Origin of the sequence: Streptomyces sp. NPDC088730 (genome assembly GCF_044751215.1) — a bacterium.
Classification (GTDB): Bacteria; Actinomycetota; Actinomycetes; order Streptomycetales; family Streptomycetaceae; genus Streptomyces.
This window is the reverse complement of sequence record NZ_JBIVLK010000003.1, coordinates 520,458-534,945: the sequence shown is the minus strand read 5'-3', so window position 1 is coordinate 534,945 and position 14,488 is coordinate 520,458. Positions and strand designations below refer to the sequence as shown.

At 69.5% G+C, this 14,488-nt stretch carries 10 protein-coding genes and 1 pseudogene; 7 read left to right on the top strand and 4 right to left on the bottom strand.

Annotated elements, in window-relative coordinates; translation table 11 throughout:
• Positions 1–96 precede the first annotated feature (96 nt).
• From ACIP89_RS14315 to ACIP89_RS14295, 5 genes and pseudogenes are all read left to right on the top strand, one after another.
• Positions 97–1,032, top strand: coding sequence for an ABC transporter ATP-binding protein (locus ACIP89_RS14315; RefSeq protein WP_401920828.1), 936 nt, complete (start codon positions 97–99; stop codon positions 1,030–1,032).
• Positions 1,029–1,769 (top strand): ABC transporter permease, encoded by a 741-nt coding sequence (locus ACIP89_RS14310; protein WP_401920827.1) that lies wholly within the window; start codon positions 1,029–1,031, stop codon positions 1,767–1,769. The genes ACIP89_RS14315 and ACIP89_RS14310 overlap by 4 nt, the downstream gene beginning before the upstream one ends.
• 14 nt (positions 1,770–1,783) lie before the next feature.
• Positions 1,784–2,947 (top strand): sensor histidine kinase, encoded by a 1,164-nt coding sequence (locus ACIP89_RS14305; RefSeq protein WP_401921075.1) that lies wholly within the window; start codon positions 1,784–1,786, stop codon positions 2,945–2,947.
• Positions 2,944–3,555 (top strand): response regulator, encoded by a 612-nt coding sequence (locus tag ACIP89_RS14300; RefSeq protein WP_401920826.1) that lies wholly within the window; start codon positions 2,944–2,946, stop codon positions 3,553–3,555. The genes ACIP89_RS14305 and ACIP89_RS14300 overlap by 4 nt, the downstream gene beginning before the upstream one ends.
• Before the next feature lie 223 nt (positions 3,556–3,778).
• Positions 3,779–4,632: pseudogene (locus ACIP89_RS14295) on the top strand (site-specific integrase).
• Between the two features lie 82 nt (positions 4,633–4,714).
• Here the strand turns inward: ACIP89_RS14295 and ACIP89_RS14290 are convergent.
• Complete coding sequence (locus tag ACIP89_RS14290; protein WP_401920825.1) at positions 4,715–5,662, bottom strand: alpha/beta hydrolase family protein; 948 nt, start codon at positions 5,660–5,662, stop codon at positions 4,715–4,717.
• Between the two features lie 75 nt (positions 5,663–5,737).
• Positions 5,738–6,478: a TetR/AcrR family transcriptional regulator gene (locus tag ACIP89_RS14285; protein WP_402115056.1), complete on the bottom strand. Its 741-nt coding sequence runs from the start codon at positions 6,476–6,478 to the stop codon at positions 5,738–5,740.
• A 403-nt stretch (positions 6,479–6,881) separates the two neighbouring features.
• Here ACIP89_RS14285 and ACIP89_RS14280 point away from each other — a divergent pair, with 403 nt between their 5' ends.
• The gene (locus ACIP89_RS14280) at positions 6,882–8,258 is read left to right on the top strand and encodes an alpha-amylase family protein (protein WP_402115055.1); all 1,377 of its coding nucleotides are present in this window, start codon (positions 6,882–6,884) and stop codon (positions 8,256–8,258) included.
• Between the two features lie 100 nt (positions 8,259–8,358).
• Here ACIP89_RS14280 and ACIP89_RS14275 read toward each other — a convergent pair whose 3' ends face one another.
• On the bottom strand, positions 8,359–9,357 hold the full coding sequence (locus ACIP89_RS14275; protein WP_401929836.1) for an Ig-like domain-containing protein: 999 nt from the start codon (positions 9,355–9,357) through the stop codon (positions 8,359–8,361).
• A 436-nt stretch (positions 9,358–9,793) separates the two neighbouring features.
• Between ACIP89_RS14275 and rph the strand changes: the two genes are divergently transcribed.
• Entirely contained in the window at positions 9,794–12,400 is a 2,607-nt protein-coding gene (gene rph, locus ACIP89_RS14270; protein WP_402115053.1) for a rifamycin-inactivating phosphotransferase, read from the top strand.
• Positions 12,401–12,593: 193 nt separating this feature from the next.
• Here the strand turns inward: rph and ACIP89_RS14265 are convergent, their stop codons facing one another.
• Positions 12,594–14,393 (bottom strand): coagulation factor 5/8 type domain-containing protein, encoded by a 1,800-nt coding sequence (locus ACIP89_RS14265; protein WP_402115051.1) that lies wholly within the window; start codon positions 14,391–14,393, stop codon positions 12,594–12,596.
• Between the last annotated feature and the right edge of the window lie 95 nt (positions 14,394–14,488).

The window sequence follows — 14,488 nt, the reverse complement described above, 5'->3', positions numbered from 1 at the left end:
TCTGTGCCCGTCACACGTACGGCATGACATCTGTCATCCCGGATTCACGACCCGTGACCCTGCCGGGCGCGTGCCCCGCTCAGCCAGGCTGGACCCATGACAACGAAAGCTCCGGAAGCCACCGAGGCGAAGACCGCCGTGGTCAGCTTCGACCAGGTCAGCAAGGCGTACGGCGACGTACGTGCCGTGGACGGGCTCACGCTCGACCTGCACCCCGGCGAGACCGTGGCGCTCCTCGGGCCGAACGGCGCGGGCAAGTCGTCCGCGCTCGACCTCCTCCTCGGCCTGCGCACCGCCGACTCCGGTACGGTCCGGCTCTTCGGCACGACCCCGCAGGCGGCCATCGCGGCCGGCCGGGTCGGCGCCATGCTGCAGACCGGCGGCCTGATGGAGGAGGTCACCGTCGGGGAGCTGGTCGGACTCGTCTGCGATCTGCACCCCAGGCCCTACCCGGTGGAAGAGGTGCTGGCGCGGGCCGGTATCGCCTCGATCGCCGGCCGCATGGTCAACAAGCTCTCCGGCGGTCAGGAGCAGCGCGTACGGTTCGCGCTCGCCACCGCCGGGGCCAACGACCTGATCGTGCTCGACGAGCCGACCACCGGGATGGACGTCACCTCCCGGAGCGCCTTCTGGGCCACCATGCGCGAGCAGGCCGACCAGGGCCGGACCGTCCTGTTCGCCACCCACTACCTCGAAGAGGCCGACGCCATCGCGGACCGCGTCCTCGTCCTGCACAAGGGCCGCATCCTCGCCGACGGCACCGCGGCCGAGATCAAGGCCAGGGCCGGCGCCCGCAGGATCTCCTTCGAGCTGGAGGGACCGGTCGACGAAGAGGCCCTGCGCGCACTGCCGTTCCTCTCGGCACTCGACGTCACCGGCCGCCGGGTCCGTATCCAGTCGCACAACGCCGACGCGACCGTGCACGCCGTCTACGGCCTCGGCCTCTACCCGCGCGAGCTCGAAGTCGCCGGTCTCGGACTGGAGCAGGCCTTCGTCGCCATCACCGAGGCCGAGGAGGCCAGGACCCGATGAACACGCTGATCAAGCTCGAAGTGACCCGCACGCTGCGGAACAAGAAGTTCATGTTCTTCTCGGTCATCTACCCGTCGGTGCTCTACGTGCTGATCTCCAGTACCCAGAACACCACCGACAAGGTGCCGCACACCGATCTGACCCTGCAGTCCTTCTTCATGGTCTCGATGGCCTCCTTCGGCGCGCTGACGGCCGTGCTGATGGGCAACAGCGAGCGCATCGCCAAGGAGCGCGAGAAGGGCTGGGTCCGCCAGCTCCGGCTGACCGCGCTGCCCAGCCGCGGCTACGTCCTGGCCAAGATCGCCAGCGCCGCGATGGTCACGCTGCCCTGCATCGTGGTCGTCTTCCTGGTCGCCGCCTCCGCCAAGCACGTGCGGTTCGACCTCTGGCAGTGGCTGGCCCTGACCGGTCTCATCTGGGCCGGTTCGCTCGTCTTCGCCGCTCTCGGGGTCGCCATCGGCTACATCGCCAGCGGTGACGCGGTCCGCCCGATTACCATGATCATCTACTTTGTGCTGTCGATCCTCGGCGGCCTGTGGATGCCGTCGTCGACCTTCCCGCAATGGATCCAGAACATCTCCGAGTGGCTGCCCACGCACGCGTACGCTGCACTCGGCCAGTCCGTCGAGATGGGCGGCGCGCCGCATGCCAAGGACATCGCCATCCTCTGCGTCTACTTCCTGATCTTCGCGGGCGGAGCGGCCTGGCTCTACCGGAAGGACACCCTGAAGGCGTGAACGAGGACGACGAGATGTCCACGGGGATCGGGCGCCCGCCGGGGAACCGCAAGCAGGCCGCGATCAAGAGCCTCTGGATCGGCGTCTGGCTCGCCTTCATGAGCGCTCCGATCAAGGATCTCGCGGACGGCGCCCACACCCCGTGGGCGACCACGCTCGGCACCCTCGGACTGGTGGTCTTCGTCGGCTGCTACCTGGTCCTCGTCTTCCGCCCCTCGCCGAAGTTGCTCACCCCGGTACAGGTCCGGATCGCGCTCGCCTTCCTGAGCGCCCTGGCGGTCGCGCTGTCCCTGACGCTCGGCAGCCCGTGGCTGGTCCTGTTCGTGTACGTCTCGGTCTCCGCGGGGGCCGCACTGCCCCTGCGGACCGCCCGCTGGCTGATCCCCGCCTCCGCCGCCGTGCTCGTCGCCATCGGCCTCACCGGCGACCACCCGCGCGAGATCATCACGGCGCTGGTCTTCCCGGCGCTGCTCGGCGGGTTCGCGATGACGGGCATCCGGCAGATGATCCTCACCACCATCCAGCTCCGTGAGGCCCGCGCCACCGTCGCCCAGCTCGCCGCGAACGAGGAACGGCTGCGGCTCGCCAGGGATCTGCACGACCTGCTCGGCCACTCCCTCTCGCTGATCACCCTCAAGAGCGAACTGGCCGGGCGGATGCTCCCCGACCACCCGGAGCAGGCGGCCGCCCAGGTCGCGGACATCGAACAGGTCAGCCGGCAGGCACTGGTGGACGTGCGCAGCGCGGTCACCGGCTACCGCCGCCCGACCCTCTCCGGTGAACTGGCGGGTGCCCGGACCGCGCTCGCCGCGGCCGGGATCACCGCCGCCGTTCCCGCGGAGCCGCCCGAGGGCCTCCCCGAGAAACCGGAGGAGGTGCTGGCCTGGGCCCTGCGGGAAGCCGTCACCAACGTCGTACGCCACAGCGGTGCCCGCAGCTGCGAGGTGACCCTGGCCCCGCGCCAGACCCTGGACGGGCGGGTCCTCGAACTCACCGTCTCCGACGACGGCCGCGGCGCCTCCGGTACGGCACCCGGCAACGGCCTCACCGGCGTCGCGGAGCGCCTCGCCACCGTCGACGGGACGCTCGCCACCCGGGTCACCAACTCCCGTTCGGGGAAGGGCTTCACCCTCACCCTCAGCGTGCCGGTCGAATCCGACCTAGGATTCCCGGAATGAGCATGATCAGACTCCTCCTCGCCGAGGACCAGTCAATGGTGCGCGAAGCCCTGGCGGCGCTCCTCGGCCTGGAACCCGACATCGAGGTCGTCGCGCAGGTCGCCCGCGGTGACGAGGTGCTGGCCGCGGCCCGGGAGCACCGGGTCGAAGTGGCCCTCCTGGACATCGAGATGCCCGGCATGACGGGCATCGAGGCGGCGGCCGAGCTGCACCGCGAACTGCCCGGCGTGAAGGTCGTCGTCGTCACCACCTTCGGCCGGCCCGGCTACCTCCGCCGCGCGATGGAGTCGGGCGCCGACGCGTTCCTGGTGAAGGACGCCCCGGCGTCCCAGCTCGCGGCGGCGGTACGCAAGGTGCTCGCCGGCGAACGCGTCATCGACCCGACGCTCGCGGCCGCCGCCCTCGCGGACGGGGCCAGCCCGCTGACCGACCGGGAACGCGAGGTGCTGCGCGCGGCGGCGGACGGTTCGACCAACGCGGAGATCGCCGCGGTGCTGCACCTCTCCCAGGGCACGGTCCGCAACTACCTCTCGACGGCGATCCAGAAGCTGGCGGCGCGCAACCGCGCGGAGGCGGTCCGGCTGGCGCGGGAGAAGGGCTGGCTCTGACCGGGAGCCCAGTCGTACGCCCCGGGCCGAGGCGGGGGTTGAGGAACATCGGAACGGAAACCGGCGCTAAGGCCCCGGCGTCGCTGGTGAGCGGCGGCCGGGCGGGTCGGAAGTCTTCCCACAGGTAACGCCCTGTTATCTGCGGTATCGCCGAACCCCACCTGCGGCGACGTCGCCGAGCCACTGCGCGAAGCGACCCCGTTATCTGCGGCAAGGGGAAGCGGTGCCCGCCGTCGTCCAGCTCCGGGCCGGGAAGGCGCTGACCGTCCGAGCGGCCGCCGACGTCTCCCTCGGCTCACTCGCCAACCCGAACACCGCCCGCAACTACGGCATCGGGGTTGGGAAGACCGCCGAACGGCTCGGCGAGGGCCGGCCGCTGGCGGCGGTGGCCGACGAAGAGGTCGGCGAGGCACTGGAGCTGCTGTGGGGCACCGCGGCGGTCAACACCTGGAACGCCCGCCGCGCGGCGGTGCTGTCCTGGTTCGGCTGGTGCGCGGACCACGGATACGACGGCCCGGCGGTCCCGGCCTGGGCGAAGCGGATGACGCCGCCGGACTCCGAGATCCCGGCCCGCCCGGAGCTTTTCGTCGACCGGCTGATCGCCCGCCGGGACGTCCCACTGCGGGAGAAGACGCTGTGGCGGATGCTCTACGAGACCTGCGGGCGGAGGAGATCCTCGGGGTGAACATCGAGGACCTGGACCTCGGGGGGCGCTGAGCGCCAGTGAAGGCCAAGGGTGCCGCAGTCCGCCGCCGGGGCGGCCGGTCCCGGGAGGACTTCGTGCTGGAGACGGTCTACTGGGACGCTGGCACCGCTCGTCTGCTGCCTCGGCTGCTGCGCGGCCGCACCCGAGGCCCGGTGTTTGTCACCCAGCGCCGGCCGGGGCACAGCAAGGTGCTGGCGCGGCGCGATGTGTGCCCGGACACCGGGCTGGAGGCCGGTGCCTCGCTGCTGCTGATGCTGGTGGCGAAGTCCCGGCATCGGAAGCCGGAAAACGTACGGCGCTACTTCCACCCCTCGGCGGAGGCGATCACCGAGGTCACCAGCCTGCTCGCGCCCGGCGACAGCCGCCGCTGAGCGCTGGCTTGCGCCGTGCGTCGCCGATGGCGGGTGAAGACGTTGTCGGCTTGGCCCGTCCCCGTTGTTGCGAGTAGGGGAGCTACTTCATGTGGGTGGCGAACCAGTCCAGCATTTCCCTGGGCTCGCGCTGGAAGTGCAGGTAGCCGTCCCAGCGCGCGGTGGTTCCGTGGACCCAGACGAGCTTCTTGTCTTCGATCGGGATGTTGTCGAACATCGCCTGGACGTCGTCGGGGCGAGTCATCAGGTCGTCGTGAACCTGGTAGAGGAAGGTGGGGATGGTGACGCTCTTGGCGGCCTCGACCGGCGTCATCTCGGAGAAGGGGAAGCTGACGATCAGGCGGACCTTTTCCTCCAGCTCGGCGATGCGCTCGGGCAGGCCCAGCATCTCCAGCGTGCGCTGCATGGTGACGCCGACCGACAGTGGCTGCGGAGAAACGATGCAGCGCACGCCTTCGAAATGCTCGGGGTACATCTGCATGGCGAACATGGTCGCGTTCGAGCCCTGGCAACGGCTGAACAGGCCGATGGTCATGTCCTTGAGGTCTTCGCGGGCGCGCACGTACTGCAGGGAGCCGACGACGTCGCGAGCTTCGAAGCGGCCGCCGCTGCCGATCCCGCCGTTGCCGGTTCCGCTGTGGCCGAGGTTGCGCATGTCATAGGTGAGGACGTTGTATCCGGCTTCGTGCAGGATGCGGTAGTCGGGCACGAAGTCGACCTCGAAGTCGTTGCCGGTGCTTGCACCAATCGACCTCCAGGGCTCCAGGTGGGCGGGGAAACCGTAGCGGTTGAACCACAGGGGGTGGTTAGCGATGATCAGCTTGTCCGATCCATCGCAAGGGATGTACCAGGCTTCCAGCGGCACGCCGTCCATGGAGGGGAAAGACACTTCCTGGTAGGCCAGGCCGTAGTCGCCTGGGGTCTTGAGGATCGGCGAGCGCATGGGGTGGCCGAAGCCTTGGGCGATGCCGTCCAGGATGCTCTGGATCTCCTCTTCGCTGGGGGCCTGTTCCTGGTGGATGGTGCTCATGTGCTTCTCTTTCATGTCGAGTCTGCAGGGCGGGGGGACCTGCCAGTTATGTGGCCATCGTTCTGTAGCGCCCCGTCACGACGGGTCGCCGCCTGCCGCGGGGCTGGGCACGGAGAGTTGGGCCAGCCATTCGCGCAGCAGTGTGGTTTCCGAGGCACGGAGCGTGCCGACGGGGCCGTGTGGCATCTCTGCTTCCAGTCGGGCGGCAGCTCGCGCAAGCTGCGGCGTCACCGAAGGCGCTCCAGGGACCGTCGGCGAGCTGATGACGGCCGCGGTGACGACGTCACGCACGAGCGCTGAAAGGTGGTCGTCGGCCGCCACGCGGTTGCGGATCAGATGCAAAGTGACCCCTACCGCCGCCGAGGCCACCATGTCTGCGGCCATCTCGGTCGGCATGCGCAGCCGTCCGGCTCTCTCCAGGTCGCGCATCATCGTCACGAGAACGGCGTGGGCGTGATCCGCCGGGACTGTACGGCCGTCCATCGGGCGGCCGTACATGATCGTGTAGAGCGCGGGGTTCGTCACCCCGAACTCCACATGCATGTCCCAGCCGCGAAGAAAGTCCTCGACCGGATCTCCAGTCGTCTCCAGGGCCTGCTTGCCGGTCAGATAGCGGCTGAACCTGTCCGCCGCCACCTCTCGCAGCAGCCCGTCCTTGTCGCCGAAGTGGTGGTACAGGGTCGGCGCTGAAACGCCGGCCGCGTCGCACACCTCGCGGGTCGAGAACTCCCCCCTGGCCGATGCCGCCAGAAGATCGGCGGCTGCGTCGATGATCAGCGCGCGGGTTCGCTGGGCCGGTGAAGCTTCCTTCGTCATGTATCGACGATATATAAAAATCTCCCATAAGGGCAAGGCTGCCATATCGACGCTATAGGGAATCCGGAGTCCCAGGTCAAAGCGCTCTCAGACCCGCGCGAGGCTTGGCGCCGGTTTTCGTTCCGATGTTCCTCAACCCCCGAGTCCGCAGTCACCGGACACAGATGCAGATGCTGAAGAGGGCAAGGGCGAGTCCGCAGACGCGGCCGGGCCGGGGCCTCCCGGTGTCCCAATCCGCGTTCCCTGCAAGCTATTTCAGAAACATGCTGGAAACTCTTGCGTTACCTCTTGACGTGTCCATCACCGGAACGGCAGGCTCCGAACTCCCCCCACGGTGGCCAGGCGCGTGGCTGCCCACGCCGGGTGCGGGCTCTGCCCGTACCCGCGACCGAAGGAGCCGCAGATGAGTTCCCGCGCCGCTCGCGCGACACTGGCCGGACTGCTCGCAGCCGCCGGTATCACCGCCTTCGCCCCCTGGACCTCCCAGGCGACCCCACCGGGCGAAAGGACCGTCACCGCCACCCTGTTCGAGTGGAAGTACGACGCGGTGGCCCGTGCCTGTACCGACTCGCTCGGTCCGGCCGGCTACGGCTACGTCGAGGTCTCGCCCGCTTCCGAGCACATCCAGGGTGACCAGTGGTGGACCTCCTACCAGCCGGTCAGTTACAAGATCGCCGGTCGCCTCGGTGACCGTGACGCCTTCGCGTCGATGGTGGAGAGCTGCCACTCGGCCGGGGTGAAGGTCGTCGCGGACGCCGTCATCAACCACATGTCGTCCGGCTCCGGCTCCGGGACCGGCGGCACGGCGTACACGAAGTACGACTACCCCGGGTACTTCCAGGACCAGGACTTCCACGCCTGCCGCAAGGACATCAGCGACTACGGGGACCGCGACGACGTCCAGAACTGCGAACTGGTCGGCCTGGCCGACCTCGACACCGGCAGCGACGCCGTCCGTACGACGATCGCCGCCTACCTCTCCGACCTGCGCGGCATGGGCGTCGACGGCTTCCGTATCGACGCCGCCAAGCACATGGCGGCCGATGACATCGCCGCCGTCAAGGGCAAGATGGCCGACCCCGGCTTCTGGGTCACCGAGGTCATCTACGGCGGTGGCGAGGCCATCCAGCCCGACGAGTACACGGGCGTGGGCGACGTCGACGAGTTCCGCTACGGCGGCCACCTCAAGAGCGCCTTCCAGGGCGGCGGTATCACCGGCCTGAAGGGCATAGCCGACGGCAAGCTGCCGAGCGCGAACGCCCGCACGTTCGTTGACAACTGGGACACCGAGCGCAACGGCTCCACGCTGACGTACAAGGACGGCGCGGCCTACACCCTGGCCAACGTCTTCATGCTGGCCTCCCCCTACGGCTCCCCGAACGTCTTCTCCGGCTACGAGTGGTCGGACAAGGACGCCGGCCCGCCGAACGGCGGCGCGGCGGCCTGCGGCAGTGGCGGCTGGACCTGCACGCACGCGCAGACCGCCGTCACCGGCATGGTCGGCTTCCACAACGCCACCGAGGGCGCCCAGCTGACCGACTGGTGGGACAACGGCTCGTCGGCCATCGCCTTCGGCCGCGGTGACAAGGGCTTCGTGGCCATCAACAACGGCGACGACGCCCTCCAGCAGACGTTCACCACCTCGCTGGCCGCGGGCACCTACTGCGACGTGGCCCAGGCCTCCCCGGACGCCTGCGAAGGCCACACCGTCGAGGTCGGTGACGACGGCACCGTGACGGCGGCCGTCCCGGCGAAGGGCGCGCTGGCCCTGCACAGCTGAGCCGCTCCCGTACCCAGCTCCGGTACATGCGCAGCCGCCCGGCAGTCGGGGCCTGACCCCGCCTGCCGGGCGGCTGCTCGGTCGGACCGTGCGGGGCGCGCTACAGCGCGGCCGTGGTCTTCGCGCCGCTCGCGCTTCCGTCCAGCCACTGCGACCAGGACAGGTTGAAGGACGCGTAGCCGTTGTCGGCCGGTGCCTTGGCGCGCGGGGAGCCGGTGACCGTGACGGGGTCGCCCTGCTTCACCTGGCCGTAGAACCACTTCGCGTCGGCCAGCGAGAGGTGCACGCAGCCGTGCGAGCCGAGGGCGCTGCCGCTGCCCGGGTTGGTGTCACCGGTGGAGAAGTGGACGTAGGTGCCCGACTGGGTGAGGTGGACGTCCCAGGGGAGGGTCAGGTCGTAGTAGTTCGCATCGCCCTTGGTGCAGCTGATGCCGACGCTGCAGGACGTCATGTGGACCTTCTCCTGCTTGTCGATCACCGCCATCGTGCCGTTCCAGGTCGGGTACTGGGCGCTGCCCGCGTTGATCGAGAGCGTGCGCACCGTGGCGCCGTTACGGGTGACCTTCATGGTGTGACCGGTGACCGAGGCGTCGGCCCGGACGTCGTCGCCGATGGTGAAGGAGTGGGTGTAGCCGTGCGTGCCGTAGCGGCCGCTGCCGTTGGGGACGTCCTTGAGGTCGGCGTCGATGCGCACCTTGGTGCCGGACTTCCAGTAGTCCTTCGGACGCCAGTCGACCCGCTTGTCGCCCATCCAGTGCCAGGCACCGGTCGTGGGGACGGACGCGGAGATCTTGAGGTGCTTCTCGATGTTCGAACGGGCCGAGGTGGCCACCGGGTTGGTGAAGACGACGGAGACCGGCATGGCGACGCCGACCGTCGCCTTGTCCAGCGGCGCGATGGTCTCCAGCAGCATCGGCGGACCCGAGGGGCGCGTGTGCGACGGCGACGGGTGCGCGCTCGCGGACGCTCGGCCGGAGGAGCCGCCCTTCCCGTTCCCGGAGTCGGCCGAGGCCGATCCCTTGCCGCCGCAAGCGCTGGTCCCCGCCAGTACCGCGCTCACCAGCAACGCGATCCCTATAACGCCCTTGCCCCGCCGCATGTCCTGCTCCGCTCGCGTCACTACTTCAAGGATTCAACATTTATAGAGACATGGAGTCGGGCGGCGCGGTTGCGGGTGGTGTGTAAAGCGAGTGCCAAGTCCGCCACCGGGCGCGGCACGGGAGGGGTGCGAGAGGGGGCGCTGAGCGCGGAAGGAGACAGACGCAACAGAAACGAGGCGAGAAAAGACGAAGGCAAGGAGAAGCCTCTCCTTGCCACTCTCAACTTATAGCGCACAGGGGGGCTTGCGGCAAGGCCCGGTCCAGGGCGCAGAATCGTCGCTCGTGGCCGCCACCTGCGGAAACCGGCGGCCGCGCGTGTGCTGCCGCCGAGGTGGGCGGGACACGTGACGTCGAATCACGGGTGGGACCGGCAGCGCGGCCGCAGGAGTGCGCGGCGCCGGCTCGTCGGAGGGAAGACAAGCGGGAATGATGGCGATGACCGATAGCAGCGTGCTGGATCTTCAAGACGTCGACGAGACACGGGCCGACTCCGTCGGCGGCAAGGGCGCGCACCTGGGCGCGCTGTCGCGGATCGAGGGCATCCGGGTGCCGGACGGTTTCTGCGTGACGACGGACGCCTTCCGGCGGACCATCGCCCGGACACCGTCGCTCGGTGACCGGCTCGATCAGCTGTCGCGGCTGGACCCGGACGACCGGGACGCGGTCCGCACGCTCAGCGCGGAGATCCGGCGCTCCATCGAGGAGACCGCGGTCCCGGACGCTCTCGCGACGGAGATCACCCGCGCGCTCGGCCGGCTCGGTGCGGGGGCCGCCTGCGCCGTCCGGTCCAGCGCGACGGCCGAGGACCTGCCGACCGCCTCGTTCGCCGGCCAGCAGGACACGTATCTGAACGTCGTGGGCCCGGCGGAGGTCCTCCGGCACGTCAGCCGGTGCTGGGCCTCGCTGTTCACCGAGCGGGCCGTCGTCTACCGCCGGCGTAACGGCATCGACCACCGCACGGTCCAGATGGCCGTGGTCGTGCAGCGGATGGTCCTCCCGGAGGCCTCCGGCATCCTGTTCACGGCCGACCCCGTCACCGGCAACCGGAAGACGGCCACCGTGGACGCCGGCTTCGGCCTCGGTGAGGCCCTGGTCTCCGGCCTGGTGAACCCGGACGTCTTCACCGTGCGGCACGGCGAGGTCGTCGCCCGGAAGATCGCCGCCAAACAACGTGCCGTCCACGCCCTGCCCGGCGGTGGTACCCGGGAAGTGGAGATCGACCCGCAGCAGCAGGAGCGGCCCGCGCTGACGGATGAGCAGGCCGTGCGGCTCGTAGACCTCGGACGGCGGATCGAGGCGCACTTCGGCCGCCCGCAGGACATCGAATGGTGCCTGGCCGATGACGGTTTCCAGATCGTTCAGAGCCGGCCGATCACGACGCTGTTCCCCATCCCGGACGCCGGTGACCAGGAGGATCACGTCTACGTCTCCGTCGGCCATCAGCAGATGATGACCGACGCCATGAAGCCCCTGGGGTACTCCATGTGGCAGCTGACGGCCATGGTGGCGATGCACGAGGCGGGCGGGCGGCTGTTCGTCGACGTCACCCAGCGCCTCGCCTCGCCCGAGAGCCGCGCCGCCCTGCTGGACGTCATGGGGAAGGGCGATCCGCTGGTCAGGGACGCCCTGGAGACCGTCCTCGACCGCGACGGCCTGCTGCCGCCGGCCCCGGACGCGGCCCCCGCCGGCCCGTCGGCACACGGGGACGCCGTCCCGGACGGGCCGGAGCCGGACATCGTCCCCGAGCTGATCGAACGCAGCCGGTCCTCCGTCGCCGCCCTGGAGCGCGACATCCGGACGAAGAGCGGACCGGCGCTGTTCGACTTCCTGCTGGAGGCCTTCGAGGAGCACCGACGAGTCCTCGGGGACCCGCTGAACTTCCGGGCGATCATGGCGGGGATGGAGGCCACGTGGTGGCTCAACGACCAGCTGCTGGAGTGGCTGGGCGAGAAGAACGCGGCCGACACGCTGACGCTGTCCGCTCCCGGCAACATCACGTCGGAGATGGGACTGGCGCTGCTCGACGTCGCGGACGTGGTCCGCCCGCGGCCGGAGGTCGTGGCGTTCCTGCGGGACGCCGACTCCGTCGACGACGCGGTCTTCCTGGACGAACTGGCGAAGGTCCCCGGCGGCTCAGAGGCGCGCGACGCCATCGAGGGCTACCTCGGCCGGTACGGCATGCGCTGCGCCGGAGAGATCGACATCACGCGGCCGAGGTGGAGCGAGTGCCCCACCACCCTCGCACCGGCGATCCTCGACAACGTCCGGAACTTCGCGCCGGGTGCCGCCGTGCAGCGCTTCGAGCAGGGTCGGCGGAAGGCGCTGCTCAAGGAGCAGGACGTGCTGACCCGGCTGCGGTCCCTGCCCGACGGACAGCGGAAGGCCGACGAGGCCAAGCGGATGATCGACCGGGTCAGGGCCTTCATCGGATACCGGGAGTACCCGAAGTACGACATCGTCAGCCGCTACTTCGTCTACAAGCAGGCCCTGATGGCGGAGGCCGAGCGCCTCGTGCGGGCCGGGGTGCTCCCCGACAAGGAGGACGTCTTCTACCTGACGTTCCAGGAACTCCGCGACGCCGTGCGCTCGAACCAGGCCGATGGCCGGCTCATCGAGCAGCGCAAGGAAGCGTTCCGCTCGTACCTGGCGCTCACCCCGCCCCGGGTGCTCACGTCGGACGGTGAGGCGGTCAGCGGGGCGTACCGGCGCGACGACGTACCTGAGGGCGCCCTGGCGGGCCTGCCGGTGTCCGCCGGGACCGTCGAGGGCCGGGCCCGCGTCGTCCTCGACATGGCGCAGGCCGATCTCGAAGCGGGCGACATCCTGGTCACGGCCTTCACGGACCCCAGCTGGTCGACGCTGTTCGTCGGCATCGCGGGCCTGGTGACGGAGGTCGGCGGCCTGATGACGCACGGCGCGGTGATCGCCCGGGAGTACGGGCTGCCGGCCGTCGTGGGCGTGGCGGGGGCCACCCGGCTGATCAGGGACGGGCAGCGGATCCGCGTGCACGGAACCGACGGGTACGTCGAACTCCTGCCCTGAGCGGTCCGACGGCCCTGACAGTCCCGGAAGCTCCGATAGTCCCGGCAGTCCCGGCAGTCCCGGCAGCCAGGCCGGCCCGGACAGCGGTGTGCCCCGTCGTGTGTATCGACGGGGCACACCGGGCTTCACCGCGCCGCCAGGACGGAGCCGGGTCCACCGAAGGCCCGTGACCCGGTCCGCGTCGGGCGCCTTCCTACGGGAAGGACACCACCTGTGACGGGACGGTGCCCGTCCCCGACGTGGGCGAACCCGTGTCGTTGATGACGTGGTCGTACTGGCCCTGGCCGCCGAGCGAGACGACGAGCAGGTCGTGGAACTTCACTCCCGGCTTCACCGGGGCCTCGAAGCCGTGGCCCTGGATGATCGTCGGGTCGACGTTGTAGTAGCAGTAGCTGCCCAGGCCCCAGCCCTCGTGGGTGGTGACGGAGTCGTCGACCTTGTAGGCCGCGAACCCCTTGGTGTCACCGTTCTGGATGGCCGCCTGGTTGGGGGCGTCGTACGACTTCTCGTTCTGGAAGAAGATCGTCTTGCCGTTCTCGCCGGACCAGCGCACGTCGTACTTGTTGAAGTGCTCGACGAACAGCCCGGTCGCCAGGACGTTGTCACCGTTGACCTGGAGGCCGTAGTCGGACCGGTTGGTCTCCCAGCCGACGCCCTCGCCGTGGTCGGCACGCCACAGCCAGGTGTGGTCGATGATCGTGTCGTTGCTGTTGATCACCATGGCGGTGGTGGCCTTGCCGGCCCCCGCGCCGCCGACCCGGGCGAACACGTCCTGGAGGGAGGTCGGGTTGTCCGCGTGGCTCGTGGTCGAACCCTCGGTGCCGACCTCGATCAGCGACTTCGAGTTGGTGGTGCCGGCGTCGATGAGCAGACCGGCGAGCTTCACCCCGTCCACGTCACCGACCTTGATGGCCGTGACCCCGTTGTCCGGGACGATGGTGGCCAGACCCAGACCGAGCGCCACGGTGTCGGCGCGGTCGATGTTGATGGTCTGGTCGACGTGGTAGACACCGGGCGTGAACAGCAGGTGCAGACCCTGCTGGACCGCCGCGTTGATCGTCTCCGCGGTCGCGCCGGGCTTCACCACGTAGAACTGGTCCAGCGGTATCGACTCGCCCTTGGGCGCGCCGTTGGCCCACGAGACACCGCGCGCGTTGGTGCGCTTCTCGGGGACGAACACCTTGTAGTCGTCGCCGTCCAGGTACAGGAACGGCTTCTCGCGGGAGACCGGGGTGTTCTCCAGCGTGGTGTACGGCGGCTCCGGGAAGCTCTGGGCGGGGGCGCCCTCGACGCCCGAGAACGTCATGTTCCAGACGCCGTTGCCCCAGCTGCCGACCGAGCTGTCCCGGGTGTACCACTGCTGCTGCGAGTACGGGCCGACCTGGCCGTCGATCTTGCTGTCGGCGATGTACCCGCCGCTCGCCCAGCCGTAGCCGTCGGGGGCCAGGTTGAGCCCGCCCTTGACGTGCATCCGGCGGAACGGGGCGGCCTGCGAGACGGCCCAGCGGTCGGTGCCGCTGACCGGGTTGAGCGCCAGGTTCTCCGCCGAACGCCAGAAGTTCTGGGTGGCGTTGCCGTTGAACCAGCCCGCGTCGACGGTCACGTCACCGTTGAACGTGGTGTCGTCGGGGTTCAGCCCGAGACCGGCGATCGAGGTGTAGAACCCGATCTGCGCGTTGAGGTTGTCGTACGTGCCCGGCTTGAACATCAGCGCGTAGCGGCCGTCACCGAACTGCGCCGACTCCTGCTTCTTGAAGATCTCGTCGACCTTGGCCTGGATGTCGGGCATCGACGGGTCGAACACCATCACGTTGGGGCCGAGGTCGCCGCCGCCCTCGACGGCCTTCGCGTCCGCCCCGAAGGCGTTCTGCGCGGTGGGGACGGCCATGAGGAGCGAGACGGCGAACGCGGCGAATCCGAACGTGCGGGTACGGCGCCTGCGACGGGGTGCGGTGGGGGGTGCCATGGGCGTCTCCGTGGGGGGAGCATGCATAGACGTACGTCTCCTGAGTCGTGGTACGGGTGACACGACGAGCTTCCCGGAGAGCCCAGAGAGCGCTCTCCGACGGGAGTTGATGCTTCCGCCGT

What these genes read in the sequence shown, in the direction of transcription:
- ACIP89_RS14315 (WP_401920828.1), top strand. Translation starts at nt 97, where the DNA reads ATGACAACGAAAGCTCCGGAAGCCACCGAGGCGAAGACCGCCGTGGTC.
- ACIP89_RS14310 (WP_401920827.1), top strand. Translation starts at nt 1,029, where the DNA reads ATGAACACGCTGATCAAGCTCGAAGTGACCCGCACGCTGCGGAACAAG.
- ACIP89_RS14305 (WP_401921075.1), top strand. Translation starts at nt 1,784, where the DNA reads ATGTCCACGGGGATCGGGCGCCCGCCGGGGAACCGCAAGCAGGCCGCG.
- ACIP89_RS14300 (WP_401920826.1), top strand. Translation starts at nt 2,944, where the DNA reads ATGAGCATGATCAGACTCCTCCTCGCCGAGGACCAGTCAATGGTGCGC.
- ACIP89_RS14290 (WP_401920825.1), bottom strand. Translation starts at nt 5,662, where the DNA reads ATGAGCACCATCCACCAGGAACAGGCCCCCAGCGAAGAGGAGATCCAG.
- ACIP89_RS14285 (WP_402115056.1), bottom strand. Translation starts at nt 6,478, where the DNA reads ATGACGAAGGAAGCTTCACCGGCCCAGCGAACCCGCGCGCTGATCATC.
- ACIP89_RS14280 (WP_402115055.1), top strand. Translation starts at nt 6,882, where the DNA reads ATGAGTTCCCGCGCCGCTCGCGCGACACTGGCCGGACTGCTCGCAGCC.
- ACIP89_RS14275 (WP_401929836.1), bottom strand. Translation starts at nt 9,357, where the DNA reads ATGCGGCGGGGCAAGGGCGTTATAGGGATCGCGTTGCTGGTGAGCGCG.
- rph (WP_402115053.1), top strand. Translation starts at nt 9,794, where the DNA reads ATGACCGATAGCAGCGTGCTGGATCTTCAAGACGTCGACGAGACACGG.
- ACIP89_RS14265 (WP_402115051.1), bottom strand. Translation starts at nt 14,393, where the DNA reads ATGCATGCTCCCCCCACGGAGACGCCCATGGCACCCCCCACCGCACCC.